This is a genomic window from Actinoplanes sp. SE50/110 (genome assembly GCF_900119315.1).
GTDB lineage: Bacteria > Actinomycetota > Actinomycetes > Mycobacteriales > Micromonosporaceae > Actinoplanes.
Genome location: NZ_LT827010.1, coordinates 8,327,583 through 8,345,508, shown reverse-complemented (window position 1 = coordinate 8,345,508; position 17,926 = coordinate 8,327,583). Strand labels below are relative to the sequence as shown.

The 17,926-nt window shown below is 72.2% G+C and carries 13 protein-coding genes; 10 read left to right on the top strand and 3 right to left on the bottom strand.

All coding sequences use genetic code 11. The features are described from left to right. Nucleotides 1-38: 38 nt before the first annotated feature. Nucleotides 39-3,746 (bottom strand): multifunctional oxoglutarate decarboxylase/oxoglutarate dehydrogenase thiamine pyrophosphate-binding subunit/dihydrolipoyllysine-residue succinyltransferase subunit, encoded by a 3,708-nt coding sequence (locus ACSP50_RS37185; protein WP_043512925.1) that lies wholly within the window; start codon nucleotides 3,744-3,746, stop codon nucleotides 39-41. A 147-nt stretch (nucleotides 3,747-3,893) separates the two neighbouring features. Further along, complete coding sequence (locus tag ACSP50_RS37180) at nucleotides 3,894-4,559, bottom strand: hypothetical protein (RefSeq protein ID WP_043512922.1); 666 nt, start codon at nucleotides 4,557-4,559, stop codon at nucleotides 3,894-3,896. 93 nt (nucleotides 4,560-4,652) lie between these two features. Between ACSP50_RS37180 and ACSP50_RS37175 the strand changes: the two genes are divergently transcribed. The 9 genes from ACSP50_RS37175 to ACSP50_RS37135 all read left to right on the top strand — a co-directional run bounded on the left by ACSP50_RS37175 (nucleotide 4,653) and on the right by ACSP50_RS37135 (nucleotide 15,631). Next, nucleotides 4,653-5,414, top strand: a complete 762-nt coding sequence (locus ACSP50_RS37175; protein WP_043512919.1) for a GNAT family N-acetyltransferase — start codon at nucleotides 4,653-4,655, stop codon at nucleotides 5,412-5,414. Next, nucleotides 5,411-6,178 (top strand): 1-acyl-sn-glycerol-3-phosphate acyltransferase, encoded by a 768-nt coding sequence (locus tag ACSP50_RS37170; RefSeq protein ID WP_014694483.1) that lies wholly within the window; start codon nucleotides 5,411-5,413, stop codon nucleotides 6,176-6,178. The genes ACSP50_RS37175 and ACSP50_RS37170 overlap by 4 nt, the downstream gene beginning before the upstream one ends. Nucleotides 6,179-6,246: 68 nt before the next feature. Further along, the gene (locus ACSP50_RS37165) at nucleotides 6,247-6,975 is read left to right on the top strand and encodes a response regulator transcription factor (RefSeq protein WP_014694482.1); all 729 of its coding nucleotides are present in this window, start codon (nucleotides 6,247-6,249) and stop codon (nucleotides 6,973-6,975) included. Nucleotides 6,976-6,984: 9 nt separating this feature from the next. Further along, on the top strand, nucleotides 6,985-8,550 hold the full coding sequence (locus tag ACSP50_RS37160; protein ID WP_043516281.1) for a HAMP domain-containing sensor histidine kinase: 1,566 nt from the start codon (nucleotides 6,985-6,987) through the stop codon (nucleotides 8,548-8,550). Nucleotides 8,551-8,589: 39 nt separating this feature from the next. Then, nucleotides 8,590-10,122: a S1C family serine protease gene (locus ACSP50_RS37155; RefSeq protein ID WP_014694480.1), complete on the top strand. Its 1,533-nt coding sequence runs from the start codon at nucleotides 8,590-8,592 to the stop codon at nucleotides 10,120-10,122. 190 nt (nucleotides 10,123-10,312) lie between these two features. Continuing rightward, nucleotides 10,313-13,438 carry a cyclic nucleotide-binding protein gene (locus tag ACSP50_RS37150; protein ID WP_014694479.1) on the top strand — a complete coding sequence of 1,042 codons (3,126 nt, stop codon included), beginning with the start codon at nucleotides 10,313-10,315 and terminating at the stop codon, nucleotides 13,436-13,438. A 100-nt stretch (nucleotides 13,439-13,538) separates the two neighbouring features. After that, a complete protein-coding gene (locus ACSP50_RS37145) occupies nucleotides 13,539-13,694 on the top strand; it encodes a hypothetical protein (RefSeq protein ID WP_231956792.1) in 156 nt (51 codons plus the stop codon). 42 nt (nucleotides 13,695-13,736) lie between these two features. Then, nucleotides 13,737-14,588: a patatin-like phospholipase family protein gene (locus tag ACSP50_RS37140; protein WP_043512918.1), complete on the top strand. Its 852-nt coding sequence runs from the start codon at nucleotides 13,737-13,739 to the stop codon at nucleotides 14,586-14,588. Next, entirely contained in the window at nucleotides 14,585-15,631 is a 1,047-nt protein-coding gene (locus ACSP50_RS37135; protein WP_014694476.1) for a 1-acyl-sn-glycerol-3-phosphate acyltransferase, read from the top strand. The genes ACSP50_RS37140 and ACSP50_RS37135 overlap by 4 nt, the downstream gene beginning before the upstream one ends. Before the next feature lie 7 nt (nucleotides 15,632-15,638). On the opposite strand, the gene ACSP50_RS37130 is transcribed toward ACSP50_RS37135, so the two are convergent. Beyond that, nucleotides 15,639-16,436, bottom strand: coding sequence for an LppX_LprAFG lipoprotein (locus tag ACSP50_RS37130; protein ID WP_014694475.1), 798 nt, complete (start codon nucleotides 16,434-16,436; stop codon nucleotides 15,639-15,641). Nucleotides 16,437-16,585: 149 nt separating this feature from the next. Here ACSP50_RS37130 and ACSP50_RS37125 point away from each other — a divergent pair, with 149 nt between their 5' ends. Continuing rightward, entirely contained in the window at nucleotides 16,586-17,734 is a 1,149-nt protein-coding gene (locus ACSP50_RS37125) for a hypothetical protein (RefSeq protein WP_014694474.1), read from the top strand. Nucleotides 17,735-17,926: the final 192 nt, after the last annotated feature.

Sequence of the window (17,926 nt, the reverse complement as noted above, 5' to 3'; positions counted from 1 at the left end):
GCCCCGCCGCAGCGGAACGCCCCCTGCTCAGACGAGGGTCACGGGCGGGGCAGCGACGCCTCGATCAGCGCCTGCTGCTCGGCCTCGTGCATCTTGGCCGAGCCGACCGCCGGGGCGGCCGCCGCCGGGCGGGAGATCCGCCGCAGCCGGACGCCCTCCAGGTGCTCCAGCAGGTTGAGCGCGACGAACGACCAGGCACCCTGGTTGGCCGGCTCCTCCTGGACCCAGGCGAAGTCCTCGGCGTTCGGGTACTGCGCCAGGACCGCCTTGAGCTCGTCCACCGGCAGCGGGTAGATCTGCTCCATCCGGATGATCGCGGTGTCGGTGATGCCGCGGTCGGCCCGGGCCTGGAACAGGTCGTAGTAGACCTTGCCGGAGCAGAACAGCACCCGCTTCACCGAGCCGGCGTCCAGCGGCTGGCCGTTGACCCCGGCGTCGCCGAGCACCGGCTGGAACGTGCCCTGGGTGAAGTCGGCCACCGAGGACACCGCGAGCTTGTGCCGCAGCAGCGACTTCGGCGACATGACGACCAGCGGCTTGCGCTTGCTGGACAGGGCCTGGCGGCGCAGCAGGTGGAAGTAGTTCGCCGGGGTGGTCGGGTTCGCCACCCGCATGTTGTCCTGTGCGCAGAGCTGCAGGAACCGCTCCGGGCGGCCGGACGAGTGGTCGGGCCCCTGGCCCTCCATGCCGTGCGGGAGCAGCAGCACCAGCGACGACTGCTGGCCCCACTTCACCTCGCCGGAGGAGAGGAACTCGTCGACGATCGACTGGGCGCCGTTGACGAAGTCACCGAACTGGGCCTCCCACAGGACCAGCGCGTCCGGGTTCTCCACCGAGTAGCCGTACTCGAAGCCCATCGCGGCGTACTCGGAGAGCAGCGAGTCGTGCACGAAGAACCGCGCGGTGCCGGTGGCCAGCGAGGCGATCGGCAGGAAGTCCTTGCCGGTTCGCGAGTCGACGATCGAGGCGTGCCGCGAGGTGAACGTGCCGCGACGGGAGTCCTGACCGGCGAGCCGGACGGTGACGCCCTGGGCGAGCAGCGAACCGAACGCGATCAGCTCGCCGAAGCCCCAGTCGATGCCGCCGTCGGTGGACATCTTGGCCCGCCGGTCGAGCAGCTGCTGGACCCGCTTGTGCGGGGTGAAGCCCTCGGGCAGCTCGATGTGCGCCTGGCCGACGGCCCGCACGGTGTCCGCCTCGACCGCGGTGGCCACCTGCGGCTCCGGTTCCTCGGCGATGATGTGCGGCCGCGGCGGGCTGCCGGCCGCGTCCCGGGTGGCCTTGAAGACCTCCTCCAGCCGGGACTGGTAGTCGCGCAGCTGCTCCTCGGCGTCCTGCACGGTGATGTCGCCGCGGCCGATGAGCTCCTCGGTGTACAGCTTGCGGACGCTGCGCTTGGTGTCGATGATCTGGTACATCCGCGGGTTGGTCATCGACGGGTCGTCGCCCTCGTTGTGACCGCGGCGGCGGTAGCAGATCATGTCGATCACGACGTCCTTGTTGAACGTCTGGCGGTACTCGAAGGCCAGCTTGGCGACCCGCACCACGGCCTCCGGGTCGTCCCCGTTGACGTGGAAGATCGGCGCCTCGACCATCCGGGCGACGTCGGTCGAGTACATCGACGAGCGGCTGTACTCCGGGGCGGTGGTGAAGCCGACCTGGTTGTTCACGACCACGTGGACGGTGCCACCGGTGCGGTAGCCCCGCAGCTGGGAGAGGTTCAGCGTCTCGGCGACCACGCCCTGACCGGCGAACGCGGCGTCGCCGTGCACCAGCACCGGCAGCACCGTGTAGCCGTGCAGGCCCAGGTCGAGGCGGTCCTGCTTGGCCCGGACGATGCCCTCCAGGACCGGGTCGACGGCCTCCAGGTGGGACGGGTTCGCGACCACGCTGACGGTGGTGGAGTGCCGGCCGTCGGGCGTGGTGTATTTGCCGGTCTGGCCCAGGTGGTACTTCACGTCACCGGAGCCGTGCGCCGACTTGGGGTCCATCCACCCCTCGAACTCGTTGAAGAGCTTCTCGTACGGCTTGCCGACGATGTTGGTGAGCACGTTCAGCCGGCCGCGGTGGGCCATGCCGATCACCATCTCGTCGAGCCCGGCCTCGGCGGACGACTGGAGCACCGCGTCGAGCAGCGGGATCAGCGACTCGCCGCCCTCCAGCGAGAACCGCTTCTGCCCGACGTACTTGGTCTGCAGGAAGGTCTCGAACGCCTCGGCCCGGTTGAGTCGCAGCAGGATCTGCTTCTGCTCGTCGGTGTCCGGCTTGGCGTACTTGACCTCGATGCGCTCCTGAACCCAGCGGCGCTCCTCCGGGTCCTGGATGTGCATGTACTCGATGCCGATCCGGCGGCAGTAGCTGTCGCGCAGCACGCCGAGCACGTCGCGCAGCTTCATCTTCTGCTTGCCGGCGAAACCGCCGACCGGGAACGTGCGGTCCAGGTCCCACAGCGTGAGGCCGTGCTGCAGCACGTCGAGGTCGGGGTGCTTGCGGATGGTGAACTCGAGCGGGTCGGTGTCGGCCATCAGGTGACCGCGCACCCGGTACGCGTGGATCAGCTCGATCACCCGGGCGGCCTTGTCGATCTGGCCCTCGGAGGTGTGCGCGACGTCGCGCACCCAGCGGACCGGCTCGTACGGGATCCGCAGCGAGGTGAAGATCTCGTCGTAGAAGTCCCGGCCGCCGAGCAGCAGCTCGTGCATCACCTTGAGGAACTCGCCGGACTGCGCGCCCTGGATGACCCGGTGGTCGTAGGTGCTGGTCAGCGTCGTCACCTTGGAGACGCCATGGTCGGTGAGGGTCTCGTCGCTCATCCCGGCGTAGGGCGCGGGGTACTCCAGCGCGCCGACGCCGATGATCGCGGACTGACCGTTCATCAGACGCGGGATCGAGTGCACCGTGCCGATGCCGCCCGGGTTGGTCAGCGAGATCGTGGTGCCGGCGTAGTCGTCCATGGTCAGCTCGTTGCGCCGGGCGCGGCGGACCACGTCCTCGTACGCCTGCCAGAACTGCCGGAAGTCCATCTGTTCGCAGTTCTTGATGGACGGCACCACCAGGGTGCGCGACCCGTCCTTCTTGGCCAGGTCGATGGCGATGCCGAGGTTGATGTGCTCCGGCTGGACCAGCGTGGGCTTGCCGTCGACCTCGGCGTAGATGTTGTTCATCTCCGGGTGCGCGACGACCGCCCGGACCAGCGCCCACCCGATCAGGTGCGTGAAACTGACCTTGCCGCCCCGGCCCCGGGAGAGGTGATTGTTGATCACGATGCGGTTGTCGATCATCAGTTTCGCCGGCACCGCGCGCACCGAGGTGGCGGTGGGGACCTGGAGCGAGGCCTCCATGTTCTGCACGATCTTGCCGGCGACGCCGCGCAGGACCGTGGTCTTCGCCCCGGCCGGGGCGGGCTGGGCCGCCGCCGCGGGCTTCGGTGCGGCCTTGACCGGCTCCGCCTTCTTCGCCGCCGGGGCGGGCGGGGTGACCGGCTTGGCCGGCGCCACGGTGGCCGCGGCGGGCGCGTCGGTGCCGGCCTTGGCGGCGCTCTTGGTCGCGTTCGCCGCGGTGGCCTCGTCGGGTGTCACGATCGAGCCCGAGGCGGTCGCCGGCTTGTAGTCGGCGAAGAAATCGTGCCAGGCAGGGTCGACACTGGTCGGATCGGCCAGGTATCGCTGATACATCTCGTCGACGATCCACTCGTTGGGACCGAAATCCGCGAGTGGGTTGTCCTGCGAAGTCTGCTGCGTCGACACTGCCGCGTTCGCCTCTTTCACCGTGTTTGTCATCACGTGACCAACTCGTCACGCGGGACGGGCTAGGATCCGGTACCAGGCTACGCCGTGCGCGAGCGCGGTCCGTCCGGACGTCCGCTCTGTGAGCCCGGACATCGATCGCGTGCGTCACACCGTGGCGATCCAGGTGGCCCGGGCCACCGCCAGCCGCCGCCCGTCCGGGCCGTGCACCGCCGAGTCCACCAGGGCCTTGCGACCGGCCAGCTCGGACACCGCGCCGGTGATCACACACCGTGCGCCCGGCTCGGGCAGCGCGACAGCGGCCACCGCCAACCGGCCCAGCACGTACGGGCGGCCCTCGCGGATCGCCGCCCAGCCGCCCGGGCAGTCCAGCGCCGCCCACAGCAGCGGCAGGTCGACCTCGGCCGGCACCGTCCACGGCGCGGCGGTCCGGCCGTCCGGCAGACGCCCCGGGAAGATCCGCAGGCCGTCCCCCTCGGCACGGTCCGGGCCGCACACGAAACAGGTGGGGAAGGGGTGACCGGTGAAGCCGGGATAGTCGCGCGAGGCGGCGACCGCGGTGTCCCAGCCGACCGGCTCGACGCCCGGCCCGGCGTTCACGGCGCCGGCGTCGAGCGAGGCGATCAGCTCGCCGTCGGCGTACACACCGTCGTCTCGGACCGTGAGATCGACCTCCAGGGGCGGAGGCCGCCGCAGGGTCACCTGATGGGTGGCGCCGTCCGGCGCCGCGCCGGCGGCGACGGCGAAGGCGCCGGCGCACCAGCCGCCGTTGCCGGAGCCGGGCGGACCGTTGAAACGTGCGGGAATTCGCATCCTGCGACCTTCGCACAAGCCGTTCATCAGCCGGACACGCATCGCCACCTGACCCGACACTCCATCGGCAGCTGTCACCCTTACACAGGTCACATGGCAGTTCTGATGACAGCCGCCGCACCCACCGGGACCAGCGGCTACACGCTTCTCATCGCGGATCGGGCGGCGCAGATCGAGGCCGCACAGCGACTGCGTCACGACGTCTTCGCCGGCGAGCTCGGAGCCACCCTCACGACCGCGGCCGACGGACGCGACGTGGACGCGCTCGACGAGTTCTGCGACCACCTGATCGTGCGCGACGACGCGACCGGCGCGGTGGTCGGCACCTACCGGATGCTCCCGCCGCGCGCCGCCGGGCGGGCCGGCCGCCGCTACGCCGACGGCGAGTTCGACCTGAGCGCGCTGCGCCCGCTGCGCGACCAGCTGGTCGAGATCGGCCGCTCGTGCGTGCATCCGGACCACCGCACCGGCGCGGTGATGAACCTCATGTGGACCGGCATCGCCCGGTATCTGCACCTGAACGACCTGCGCTGGCTGGGCGGCTGCGCCTCGGTACCGCTGGCCGACGGCGGCGGGCTGGCGGCCGGGGTGCGGGAGCGGATCAACGCCGGGCACCTGGCCCCGCCGGCGCTGCGGATCCGCCCGCGCACCCCGTGGACGCCCCCGGCCGATCTGGTCGCCGACCCGAAGGTGACGGTTCCGCCGCTGCTCAAGGGTTACCTGCGGCTGGGCAGCTGGGTCTGCGGCGAACCGGCCTACGACCCGGACTTCGACTGCGCCGACTTCTACGTGCTGTTCTCGCTGGACCGGCTGGACCCGCGGTACCGCCGCCACTTCCTGGGCGGCGACCGATGAGCACGCTCTGGCAGCCGGCCTCGGGCTGCGGGGACGCCTGCCGCACCGGCGGCGGGCCGCGGGCGCGCGGCTGGACCGCCGGATTCCGGCTCACCGGGATGCTCCTGGTGCTGCTGCTCGGCCTGCTGCCGGCCGCGCTGATCCGCGGCGCGGCGCTGCGCACGCTGGCCCGGACGATGCTCGCGGTGATGGGCGTGCGGCTGATCCGGCGCGGCCCGGCACCGCGCCCGGGCAGCCTGCTGGTGGCCAACCACATCTCCTGGATGGACATCCTGGCGCTGGTCGCGGTCACGCCGGTGCGCCTGGTCGCCAAGCACGACGTGCGGGCCTGGCCCGGGATCGGTGCGACGGCGGGCCGCAGCGGCACCATCTTCATCGACCGGACCCGGCCGCGGGAGCTGCCCGTGACGGTGGGCGAGGTGGCCCGGGCGCTGCGGGGCGGCCGCTCGGTGGCGGCGTTCCCGGAGGGCACCACGTACTGCGGGGCCGAGCAGGGGGACTTCCGTCCGGCGCTGTTCCAGGCGGCGATCGACGCCGGCGCCCCGGTGGTGCCCACCTCGATCATCTACGACACCGCCGAGGCGTCGTTCATCGGCGACGACACGCTGCTGGAGTCGCTGCTGCGGGTGGCCCGGGTGCGCCGGACCACGGTCACCGTGATCACCGCGCCGGCGCTGCGGCCGATGCCGGGGGCCGACCGACGGGCGCTGGCGCGGGCCGCGCAGCGCAGCATGGCCGGGCACGGGTACCGGCTGGCCGCCTGATTCCCTCTCACAGATAATTTTCAGCAAGCCTGCAGCGGAGGTGCAGCGGGCGGGGAGAGGATGGCCGTATGGCCGCCCAGACCCAGCGCAACGACACCCAGCCTAAGCAGAGCGAGGCGAAGTTGCTCGTCGTCGAGGACGACGCCAACATCCTCGAGCTGCTCTCCGCCAGCCTGCGCTTCGCCGGGTTCGATGTGACCACCGCGACCAGTGGCAGCGCCGCGGTCAGCGCGGCCCGCAGCGCGGCGCCCGACCTGGTCGTGCTCGACGTGATGCTCCCCGACCTCGACGGCTTCGAGGTGATCCGGCTGATGCGCGAGGGCGGACAGCGCACCCCGGTGGTCTTCCTGACCGCCCGGGACGGGACCGACGACAAGATCCGCGGGCTCACCCTGGGCGGCGACGACTACGTCACCAAGCCGTTCAGCCTGGAGGAGCTGACCGCCCGGATCCGGGCGGTGCTGCGCCGCACCACGGCCGGCGAGGAGCAGCCGTCCCGGCTGGTCTTCGCCGATCTGGAGCTCGACGAGGAGACCCATGAGGTCTATCGGGCGGGCAGCCGGGTGCAGCTCTCGCCGACCGAGTTCAAGCTCCTGCGCTACCTGATGCTCAACGCCAACCGGGTGCTCTCCAAGGCGCAGATCCTGGACCACGTGTGGAAATACGACTTCCGCGGTGACGACAACATCGTCGAGTCGTACATCTCCTACCTGCGGCGCAAGGTGGACAACGTGCAACCGCGCCTGATCCATACCCTGCGCGGGGTGGGTTACGTGCTCCGTAAACCCGCCGTCTAGGCCGCGATGATGTCGATCTCCGAGCGGGTGCGCCAGGCGTTCCCGCCGCAGCCCACCCTGCGCAAGATCTCGCTGCGGACCAAACTCGTCGCGTCGGTGCTGGTCCTGGTGTTCGCCGCGCTTACGCTGATCAGCTCGGCCAGCACCATCGCGCTGCGCACCTATCTGATGTCCCGGCTGGACGCGCAGCTCACCGAGTTCTCCGAGGACGCGGCCGTCCTCATTCAGGACGACTCGGGCATCCGGGTCTACACGCCGCGGGATTACCTGGTCGTGCTCACGAGCGTCGGCGGGGTCGGCGTCGGCGTCGGCAGCAAGAGCAGATTGACGAGCGGCAACAGCCTGCCCACGCTGATCACCGGGGCGGAGAAGGTCGCCGAGTACGACGGCAAGCTGTACACGAGCCGGTCGGCCGACGGGTTGTACACCTGGCGGGTCCGGGTCAAGGTGCTGGACAACGGCGACGTGCTCACGGTCGGCGAGCAGATGGGCAACGTCCAGGGGGTGATCGGCCGGCTGGTGTGGGTCGACGTGCTGGTCGGCACGGGCGTGCTGCTCGCCCTCGCGATCGTCGGCGCGGCACTGGTCCGGCAGAGCCTGATCCCGCTGCTGCAGATCGAGCGGACCGCCGGCCGGATCGCGGCCGGCGACTACAGCCAGCGGGTGCCCGACCCGGAGGTGGACGGCGGTGAGCCGACCACCGAGCTCGGCCGGCTGTCCACCGCGGTGAACGCGATGCTGGCCCAGATCGAGGCGGCCTTCTACGCCCGGGCCACCTCGGAGCGGCAGGCCATGGAGGCGGCCGAGGCCGCCCAGCTCTCCGAGGGGCGCGCGGTGCGCTCCGAGGAGAAGATGCGGCAGTTCGTCGCGGACGCCTCCCACGAACTGCGTACGCCGTTGACCACTATCCGTGGCTTCGCCGAGCTCTACCGACAGGGCGCGGTCTCCGACCCGGAGGCGGTCGCCCGCCTGGTCCGCCGGATCGAGGACGAGGCCGCCCGGATGGGCCTGCTCGTCGAGGATCTGCTGCTGCTCGCCCGCCTCGACCGGGAGCGCCCGCTCAATCTGGCCCCGGTCGAGTTGCCGGTGCTGGCCGTGGACGCGGTCGGCGCGGCCCGGGCCACCCACCCGGACCGGACCATCGAGCTGGACGTCCGGGACGACCACGAGCGGCTGATCGCGCTCGGCGACGACGCCCGGCTGCGCCAGGTGATCGGGAACCTGGTCACCAACGCGCTGGTGCACACCCCGCCGGAGGCCACCGTGGCGCTGCGCCTCTACGCCGCCGGGCCGGACCGCGCGGTGGTGGAGGTGGCCGACACCGGCCCGGGCCTGAGCGAGGAGCAGCGGAGCCGCGTCTTCGAGCGGTTCTACCGGGCGGACGGCGCACGGACCCGCAACACTCAGCGGGAGGCCACCGGGACCGGGCTGGGCCTGGCCATCGTGGCGGCCATCGTGCGCTCCCACAACGGCACCGTCGACGTGCTGAGCGAACCCGGTCAGGGCGCCACGTTCCGCGTCACTTTGCCTACCATAAATGTCGAAAAAAGGTTCACAGAAAACATCCAGGACTAGCACAGTCCGGTACGAGTAGCACGGGGCAGAGTAATCACCATGAACGAGAACGAGACCAACCCGCAGCCCGCGGACGCCGGCGCTGAGCAGTTCAGCACGGAGCGGGTGGAGTCTGAGCAGCCGACCGCAGCGCAGCCGCCGGCCGCCCCGCAGAACGCCGCTCACCCGTCCGCGGCTCCGCAGTACCCGCAGCAGCCCCCGGCGCCGCAGCACCCCCAGCAGCCGCAGCACCCCCAGCCGCCGCACAATCCTTGGGCGCAGCCCGTGCCGGGCGGCTACCAGCAGCCCGCCCCGCAGCCGCCGCACCCGCCCCAGTCGCCCTGGCAGCAGCCGGTGTCCGCCGCCCCCACCTCGGGCTACCCCCAGTACGGGCAGCACCCCGGCTACGGTCAGCAGCCCGGCTGGCAGCACACCACCAACCCGGAGGGCGTCGTCCCGGTCTGGGCCCAGCCGGTCGACCAGCCGCCCCGCAACCCCGGCCGCGGACGCAAGTTCGTGCTGGCCGGCGCGGCGGCCGTGCTGATCGCGCTGCTCTCCGGCGGGGTCGGCGCCGCCACCGCACTGGCGGTGCACGACGACAACGCGCCGGCCACGGTGAAGTCCGGCAACACCTCGGTCAGCCGGGTGGTGGACCGGTCGTCGCTGGCCCAGATCGCCTCCGCGGTGCAGGACAGCGTCGTCTCCATCACCACCCAGTCGGGTGAGGGCTCCGGCGTGATCCTCAGCGCCGACGGCTACATCGTGACCAACAACCACGTGGTCGCCACCGCCACCGGCGACACGGTGAACATCATCTTCGCGGACGGCAAGAAGACCACCGCCACCATCGTCGGCACCGACCCGCGCACCGACCTGGCCGTGGTCAAGGCCACCGGGGTGTCGAACCTGAAGGCCGCCACCTTCGGGGACAGCTCGCAGATGCAGGTTGGCGACACCGTGCTGGCGCTGGGCAGCCCGCTCGGCCTGGAGGGCTCGGTCACCGCCGGCATCATCAGCGCCAAGGACCGCACCATCCAGTCCAGCAGCGAGCAGGACCAGCAGGGCCAGGGGCAGAACCCGTTCGGCCAGTCGCAGCAGCAACAGGGCGGCAGCGGCAGCACCACGATGACCGGCCTGCTGCAGACCGACGCCCCGATCAACCCGGGTAACTCCGGCGGTGCGCTGGTCAACGTGAACGGCGAGGTGATCGGGATCAACTCGGCGATCGCCACCTCCGGTTCCGGCTCCGGCAACATCGGTCTGGGTTTCGCGATCCCCAGTGACAAGGCCAAGACCGTGGCCGAGTCGCTGATGTCCGGCAAGAAGGTCAGCCACCCGGCGCTCGGCGTCAGCGTCACCACCGGGGAGAACGGCGGGGCCCTGGTCAGCCAGGTCGTGTCGAAGAGCGCGGCGGACAAGGCCGGCCTGCAGAAGGGTGACGTGATCACCAAGGTCGACGGCAAGGACATCAGCGAGTCCGACGACCTGGTGGCCGCGGTCCAGTCCGGCACGGTCGGCCAGCAGATGACCATCACCTTCACCCGCAACGGCGCCGAGAAGCAGGTCACCGTCACGCTCGCCGAATCCCAGTAGACCTCCACCGTCGCACTACGGCGGGTGACGTGGCCAGGGGGTGGGCACGTCACCCGCCGTATTCCGCTCTATGCCGCTATTCAGGACCTTCACGACGTACGGGCAGGATTCACCGCCGGGGACTCGCGTTTGCTGAGGGGACCTTCTAATCTCTGACCGCCCACCGTGGCGGAGTGAGAGGCCCTGCGAGTTGACGTACGTCGAGACCCGGACCAGCGTCTGGGAAGCTTTGGCCGGCCGGGCCCCGAAAGCGGAGTCCGGCCCCGCCGACTCCGGGCTCTGGCACGCCGTCGCGGACCGGCTCAACCCGGCTCGCGCCCGTCCCGAACTGCGGGGCGGCATCGAGGTCCGGCACCGCACCACGGTCCGCGGCGGGCGGTACGTGATGCTCCGTTCGCCCGAGGAGGGCGGCCGCAGCTGCTATCTCCGGCTGAGCCCGGAGGAGTACCAGCTGGCCCTGATGATGGACGGCAGCTGCACGGTGGCCCGGCTGGTCGCCGAGTTCGCCCGGATCGCCGGCCGGCTCGCCCCCGACCAGGTCCGCCGGGTGGTCGCCGACCTGGCCGGCAACCGGATGCTCCAGGAGCTGCCCCGGGACGCCTTCCGTCCGCTGCGCGAGATGCGCCCGGAGCCGCTGCCGCAGCGGGTCGGCGGCTCGCTGCTGGCCGCCGTGCGCGGCCGCCGGGTGCTCTCGGTGAACGTCGACGGCACGCTGACCGGCCTCTACAACGGCGCCGGCCGGCTGCTGTTCACCCGTCCGGCGTTCTGGCTGGGGGCGCTGCTGTCGATGGCCGGCGCGGTGCTGTTCCTGTTCAGCTGGGAGCGCGGCAACCACCCGCTGTTCCTTTCGGGTGACTCCTACCTACTCGGCGCCATCTCGCTGCTGTTACTCAACGTGGTCGCGATGGGCCTGCACGAGCTGGGTCACGCGCTCGCCGCGAAACGCGTCGGCCGTGAGGTGCCGGCCGCCGGCCTGCTGCTGCACTTCGGCCTGCCCACGGTCTTCGTCGACACCAGCGACGTCTGGATGGCCGGCCGGCGGGCCCGGATCGCGGTCACCGCGGCCGGCCCGGCCACCGGCCTGGCCCTGGCCGGCCTGTTCCAGCTGATCGGCCTGGGCGTCCCGCTGCTCGGCGGACTCGCCTTCAAGCTGGCCTTCCTGTTCTACCTGCACACCTTCTTCAACCTCAGCCCGCTGCTGCCGCTCGATGGTCAATACCTGCTGATGGACTGGCTGGAGATCCCCGACCTGCGGGCCCGCGGCCTGGCCTGGCTCGGTGGCCGGCTGCGCCGGCGCGGTCCGCGCTGGTCGGTGCTCGACCGGGAGGGCCGGCTGATCGCCCTGTACGGCATGCTCGCCCTGTTCTGGCTGGGCGCCGCCGTCGCGCTGGGCTACCGGTTGTGGACCGACCGGGTCTCCGGCCTGGTCCTCGGCCTCTGGTACGAGGGCCTCGGCGCCCGCCTGCTGCTCGCCGTGATGCTGGGCGGCCTGCTGGCCCCGCCGCTCTATTTCCTGCTCGGCCGGCTCGGCAGCGGATGGCGCCGGTGGCGGCGGCGTTCCGCCGAGCGCGACCAGGAGGCCGACATGCCGCACCGAATGGCCGCGCTGCACGCCTCCGACCTGGGCGGCCTGCCCGAGCCGGCGCTGCAGTCGCTGGCCGCCCGGGCCCGCTGGGAGCATCCGCGGATCGGCCGGCAGCTGGTACTGGCCGGTGCGGAGCAGGCCGCCGTCTACGTGGTGGTCGAGGGCGCGCTGCACGGCCGTCGCCCCGGCGACCCGGGCGGCAGCATCCGGCACCACGCCGGCCCGGGCAGCGTGGTCGGCCTGGCCGCCGCGCTCACCGGCCGCAGCGCCGCGCTGGACTGGCACGCCGCGGCCGGCGCCGTGCTGCTCGCCGTCCCCACCTCGACGGTGGCTACCGTGATCGGCCCGCTGCCGGGCCCGCCGCCGCACGAGCGGGCCGAGGCCGAGGCGCTGTTCGCCGACACCCCGGCGCTGGCCGGTCTGGAGGAGGACCAGCAGCTCGCACTGATCGCCGCGGCCCACCCGGTGGACCTGGAGCCGGGTGCCCCGGTGATGCTGCACGGCCCGACCCACGCGGTGGTGGTCGAGTCCGGGGTGATCGCCATGCCGGACGGTGTCGAGCTGCGCCGCGGCACGCTGGTCGGCCCGGTCGGCGACGGCACGCCGGGCATGGTGGCGCAGACCCGCACCCCGGTCCGGCTGTGGATCATCCCGGACGCGTCCGACCTGCCGCCGCTGATCGGCACGGAGGCCCGCCCGGGTGCGCCGATGCCGGCGCTACGGCCCGGTTCGCCACTCGCCGTCCGCCCGGGCGCCGTGCACCCGCCGCTGGCGGTGCCGCCCGGCCCGCCGGACAGCGGTGACGAGTTCGACGTCGACCGCCATTTCGAGAAGCGCATGTGGGCGTTCGTCAGCGTGCTGGTGGTCGTGGTGCTCGGCGGCCTCGGGCTGGACCTGAGCGCCGGTCCGGCCTGGGCCGAGATGCCGGCCGAGAAGGTGCTGCTCACCGTCGACCGGGGCAGCGCCACCGCGCGGAACGAGACGCTCGCCGTCGGCGACCGGCGCTATCTGGGCGCCGGCGCCTCGGTCGAGGCGCCCGGCAAGTCGCGGGTCCGGCTCACCTTCCCGGGCGGCGGGGCGTTGCTGATCTGCCCGGGCGCCCGGGTCACGCTGACGGCGGCCGCGGTGGGCGGCGGCCGGCAGGCGATCCCGTCCGGCCGGGTCACCCTGGAGTCCGGGCGGGTGCTCGCCGACACGGCCGGCACCAGCGGCGGTTACCGGCCGCTCGCCCTGACCGTCGGCCGTGACCAGGGCGACGTCACCAGCGCCGGCCGGGCCTGGTTCTCGGTCGACCTGGCGGCGGTCACCGTGGCCACCGGCACGGTCAGCGCGGGCGGGGTGCCGGCCCCGGCCATCGGCGGCGACCTGAGCTGCGGCGACGGGCAGAAGGTGAGCCGACCGGCGGCCCCCGAGGGCGGCGAACCGTCCGAGGCGCCGTTCCCCTCCGACACGGCCTCACCGTCGGCGTCGGCCAGCCCGTCCGGGTCGGCGAGTCCGAGCGCCAGCGCGTCGGCCGGCGCCGACCCGTCGCCGAGCGCCAGCCGGTCGCCGAGCGCCAGCCCGTCGGCGAAGCCGAGTGTCAAGCCGTCCACCCGGCCGACGGTGCGGCCGACCGTGCCCACGGTGCCGACGACCGTGCCCACCACGGTGCCCACCACGGTGCCGACGACCGTGCCCACGACGGTGCCGACGACCGCGCAGACGACCACCCCGGATACCGGCGGCAACTAGAAGAGACCGGCGGCAACTGCAGGAGAGAGGCGGCCCGCCCGTGCTGTGCTGGTTCTGCGCCGAGAGCGCCCGGGCCACGTGCCGTTTCTGCGGACGTGGCGTGTGCACCGAGCACGCCCGTTTCGGGCCGTACCTCCTGGAGATCAGCAGGTCGGCGGTGCGGGACCGGGCCGAGGCGCTGGTGGTGGAGGACGCGGTGCAGTGCGGCACCTGCCATCCCCGCCCCCAGCCGGTGGCGATGCCCGAGCTGGATTAGGACCGCGAGCGGCCCCGTGAAGCGCGTGTCACGATGGGGCGCATGGTCGACGGTCCGGTGGCGTTCGTGCTCGGCGGTGGTGGCGTGCTCGGCGCGGTCGAGGTGGGGATGCTGCGCGCGCTGTTCCGGGCCGGGTTCCGGCCCGACGTGGTGGTCGGCACCTCGATCGGCGCGGTCAACGGCGCGCTGGTGGCGGCCGAGCCGGGGGAGGCGGTCACCGACCGGCTGGTCCGGCTCTGGGCGTCCCCGGAGGCGGCCGCCGTCTACGGCGACTCGATCGGCCGGCAGCTGCGCCGGTTCGCGGCCCGCACGCACCTGCATTCGCCGCTGCCGCTGCGCCGTCTGCTGGCGGGGGAGCTGGGCGAGGCGGCCACCTTCGCCGATCTCAAGGTGCCGTTCCACTGCTGCGCGGCCAGCATCGAGCGGGCCGCCGAGCACTGGTTCGACAGCGGTCCGCTGGTCGACGCGGTGCTCGCCTCGTCCGCGGTGCCGGGGCTGCTGCCACCCACCGAGATCGACGGTGAGCATTTCGTGGACGGCGGGATCGTCAACTCGATCCCGATCAGTGAGGCGGTCCGGCTCGGCGCGCGGCTCATCTTCGTGCTGCAGGTGGGCCGGGTGGAGCGGCAGCTGAGCGTGCCGCGCCGGCCGTGGGAGGTGGCCCAGGTGGCGTTCGAGATCGCCCGGCGGCACCGGTTCGCCCGCGACATGGCGTCGCTGCCGGACGGCGTACGCGTGCATGTCCTGCCCAGTGGCGGCGGCGAGGTCGGCGACGACTCCCCATGGGCCTACCGCGACATGGCGCGGGTCGGCCGGCGGATCAGCCGGGCCTACACGGCCTCCCGGCGCTACCTGGCGGCGAATGTGCACCCGCTGCCGGACGGCGAGCGGTGAGTCTGCCGCCGGTGTGGGCCCGGCGCCTGGTCATCGCCCCGGCCATCGTGCTGCTCGCCGCCGGTCTGCTGACCACACTGCCGGTCTGGCTGCTTCTCGCGCTCGCGGTGTCGCCACTGGTCCCCGGCCGGTTGCGGGTGCCGCGGCTGGTCTTCCTGCTGATCGTGTACGTCGTCTGGGACGCCGCCGCGCTGATCGTGCTGGCCGCGCTGTGGATTGCCGCGGGCGCCGGCCGGTGGATCCGCGGCCCGGTGTTCCAGCGCGCCCACTACGTGGTGACCGGCGCGTTCCTGCGCACCCTGTTCTGGTTCGCCCGCTGGTCGCTGCACCTGGCGATCGACGTGGTCGGCACCGACCCGGACACCGCCCAGCCGGGCCGCCCGGAGATCGTGGTGAGCCGGCACGCCGGGCCGGGTGACTCGTTCACGCTGATCCACGCCCTGGTCAACTGGTTCGCCCGGGAACCGCGGATCGTGCTCAAGGCCGCCCTGCAGTGGGATCCGGCGGTCGACGTGCTGCTCAACCGGCTGCCGAACAGGTTCATCACCCCGGGCCGTACCGCCACCGACCGGTTGGCGGACCAGATCGGTGAGCTGGCCACCGGGCTGGACGACAACGACGCCTTCGTGATCTTCCCGGAGGGCGGCAACTTCACGCCCCGCCGCAGGGTCAAGGCGATCGCCCGACTGCGGGCCAGCGGTCTGGACGAGATGGCGGTCAAGGCGGAGGGCCTGCGCAACCTGCTGCCGCCGAAACCGGGTGGCCTGCTCGCGGCGATCGACGCAGCCCCGGACGCCGGGGTGATCTTCGTGGCGCACACCGGTCTGGACCGGATGATCACGATCGGCGACGTGTGGCGCGAGCTGCCGATGGACAAGCGTCTGGTGATGCGGTTCTGGAGCGTCCCGCCGGAGGAGGTGCCGGCCGGCGAGCGGGAGCGGATCGACTGGCTGTACGCCTGGTGGGCCCGGATCGACGCGTGGATCGAGGAGAACCGGCCGGCGCCGCGGCCACTGTGGATCGACCGCGGCACCGCCCGGTGAGGACCGGCTACTTGCCGCCCAGCGCCTGGTAGACGCTGTCCGGCGCCTCGCTGATCTGACCGGCCGGCGGCCGCTGCGCGGTCACCGTCTGGCCGTAATCGGAGTACTTGACCTGCAGCGGCGCGGTCTCCCGGCTGTCCACCGAGGGCAGTCGCAGGGTCAGCGACTCCAGCCGGTCCTGCTGGTCCAGGGTGGCCTCGAACGGCACCTGCTTGGCGTCCGCGCCGTACCCGTCGAGGGTGACCTTGCTGATCCCGGCCACGCCGGCCGCTTTGGTGAGGTCCACGGTGCCGGCGTACGAGCCCTCCCCGGCCCGGTGCACGTCGGTGGTGGAGCTGAGCAGCTGCGCGGTGTTCGCCGGGTCGATCTGGCCGGGCTTGAGGCCGATGTTCGAGCCGTCCGGCAGCCGGGCCATGTCCAGGTGCGTCCAGTTCTGGCCCTGCGTCACGCCGGGGATCTGGGCGTACAGGTCCTTGCCGAACAGCAGCGTCTTCACGGTCAGTGCGGTGTTGCCGCCCTTCGCGTTCATCTCCGCGGTGCCGTTGCCGTGCGGCGCGTCGATGTCCGCGGTCAGCTGGAATCCGCTGCCCTGCGTCATGGTCATCTTGAAGCTGCTGTTCCCGAGGGTGCTGGCCGCGCCGGACAGGGCCTGGACCGCCGCCGGGTCCGCGCTGGCCGAGGGCGCCGCCGCGGCCGAGGCCGCCGGGGCACTGGTCGCCGAGGTCGCCGGCGTGCCGTCCGCGGTGCAGCCCGCCACCGCGAACGCCGCCGTGGCCACGGTGAGTGCGAGCCGTGTAGTCCGCATGGCCGTCCTTTCGTCGCATCAAAGCCGTCGATGGCAGAGTTGCCCGATCGTGGGAACGGGCAAACGGCGGCCGGATGCCCGGTTCGCCGGTGGGATCTCTTCCGGGGCATGATGAGTCGGAGCTATTGCGAAAGACAGGGGGAGGACTCGTGAGATTCGAGGTCAGCAAGGTCCTCGACGCCATCGAGGCCCGGCTCACCACCGATCCGGCGCTCGCCCGGGCCGTGGTCGATCTGTCGGAGGTGGTGCGGTACGCCGACCTCGACGGGGGCCGTCCGGCCAGCCTGGTCCGGCTCGGCCTGCTGGTCGACGCCCTCGGGCGCTACGTCGCCGAGGAGAACGTTCCGGTCTACGTGATCGCCCCGCGCGGCCTGCTCTCCGACACCGACCTCACGTCGAACGAGCGCATGGTCGTGCGCCGCTGGGCCGACGACGGCAAGGTCGAGGTGGTCCCGCAGATGGACGACCGGGTGCTGGAGGTGGCCGAGATGCTCGGCCTGCCGGTGCTCACCCGTGACCGGGAGGACCGTTTCCGGCAGACCCGCCCCTGGGTCGCCGAGCCGGGCCGGCTGCTCGCGCTCGTCTCCCAGCAGGGCGGCCCCACATTGGTCGCCCGGGTCGGCCGGGGCGAGGCGATCCCGCCCACGCCGCGGTCGCCGCTGGGCGAGCGGCTGCTGGCCCGGATCTGGAAGTGCCCCGACTTCAACTGCACCACGTTCGGCACCGGCGGTGACTCGGACAGCCCGTTCGCCGACATGCGCACCTTCACCAGCCCGGTCGCCCAGCCGCCGCCGGCCCTGCGCGCCGGCGTGCCGACCTGCCCGCGGCACGGCGAGCGGCTCAAGGACGCCGGCCCGCGGCCGCACACCGAGGTGCTCTCGGTCCGGATCGACGGGGTGATCCGGCAGCGGTTCACCGTCGCCGAGGATCAGCCGGTCGTCGTCGGCCGCGCGCCGGAGGGCGGCGGCGGAGTGATGCTGGGCCAGTGGCTGACCGCGGACGCGCGCAAATGGATCAGTCGCGGTCACGTGCGGTTCGCGCTGCGAGCCGGGGAGATCACCGTGAAGGACATCAGCACCAACGGGACGGGGGTCCGGCCCGGGGGTTCGCAGGATGACGAGGAGCGGATCACGCTGCACCGGGACGAGAGCCGGGTGCTCGCGGCCGACGACGTGGTGGAGCTGTACGCGGGGGTGCACGTGGGGCGCGCCAAGCTGTGGGCCAACGGCGGCGTCATCCAACCACAATCGGTCATGGCCGAGGCCCCGACCATGGCGATCCGCCCCGTCGGAAGATAGATCAAACGCTAGATCAAATTCATGATGTCGCACGCTGCGGCCGATAACCGATCGCTGCTCCCGCCGCTTCCGGGCATGGCGATTTTGGCCGCTGCGCGTCCAGGGCAAACCGCCATGCCCTACCACCCGCGTGTGGTCACGGAAAACCAAAAGGCGCCACTGCCGAGCAGTGGCGCCTTTATCGGTGAGAGA

What these genes read in the sequence shown, in the direction of transcription:
- ACSP50_RS37180 (WP_043512922.1), bottom strand. Translation starts at nt 4,559, where the DNA reads ATGCGAATTCCCGCACGTTTCAACGGTCCGCCCGGCTCCGGCAACGGC.
- ACSP50_RS37175 (WP_043512919.1), top strand. Translation starts at nt 4,653, where the DNA reads ATGGCAGTTCTGATGACAGCCGCCGCACCCACCGGGACCAGCGGCTAC.
- ACSP50_RS37170 (WP_014694483.1), top strand. Translation starts at nt 5,411, where the DNA reads ATGAGCACGCTCTGGCAGCCGGCCTCGGGCTGCGGGGACGCCTGCCGC.
- ACSP50_RS37165 (WP_014694482.1), top strand. Translation starts at nt 6,247, where the DNA reads ATGGCCGCCCAGACCCAGCGCAACGACACCCAGCCTAAGCAGAGCGAG.
- ACSP50_RS37160 (WP_043516281.1), top strand. Translation starts at nt 6,985, where the DNA reads ATGTCGATCTCCGAGCGGGTGCGCCAGGCGTTCCCGCCGCAGCCCACC.
- ACSP50_RS37155 (WP_014694480.1), top strand. Translation starts at nt 8,590, where the DNA reads ATGAACGAGAACGAGACCAACCCGCAGCCCGCGGACGCCGGCGCTGAG.
- ACSP50_RS37140 (WP_043512918.1), top strand. Translation starts at nt 13,737, where the DNA reads ATGGTCGACGGTCCGGTGGCGTTCGTGCTCGGCGGTGGTGGCGTGCTC.
- ACSP50_RS37130 (WP_014694475.1), bottom strand. Translation starts at nt 16,436, where the DNA reads ATGCGGACTACACGGCTCGCACTCACCGTGGCCACGGCGGCGTTCGCG.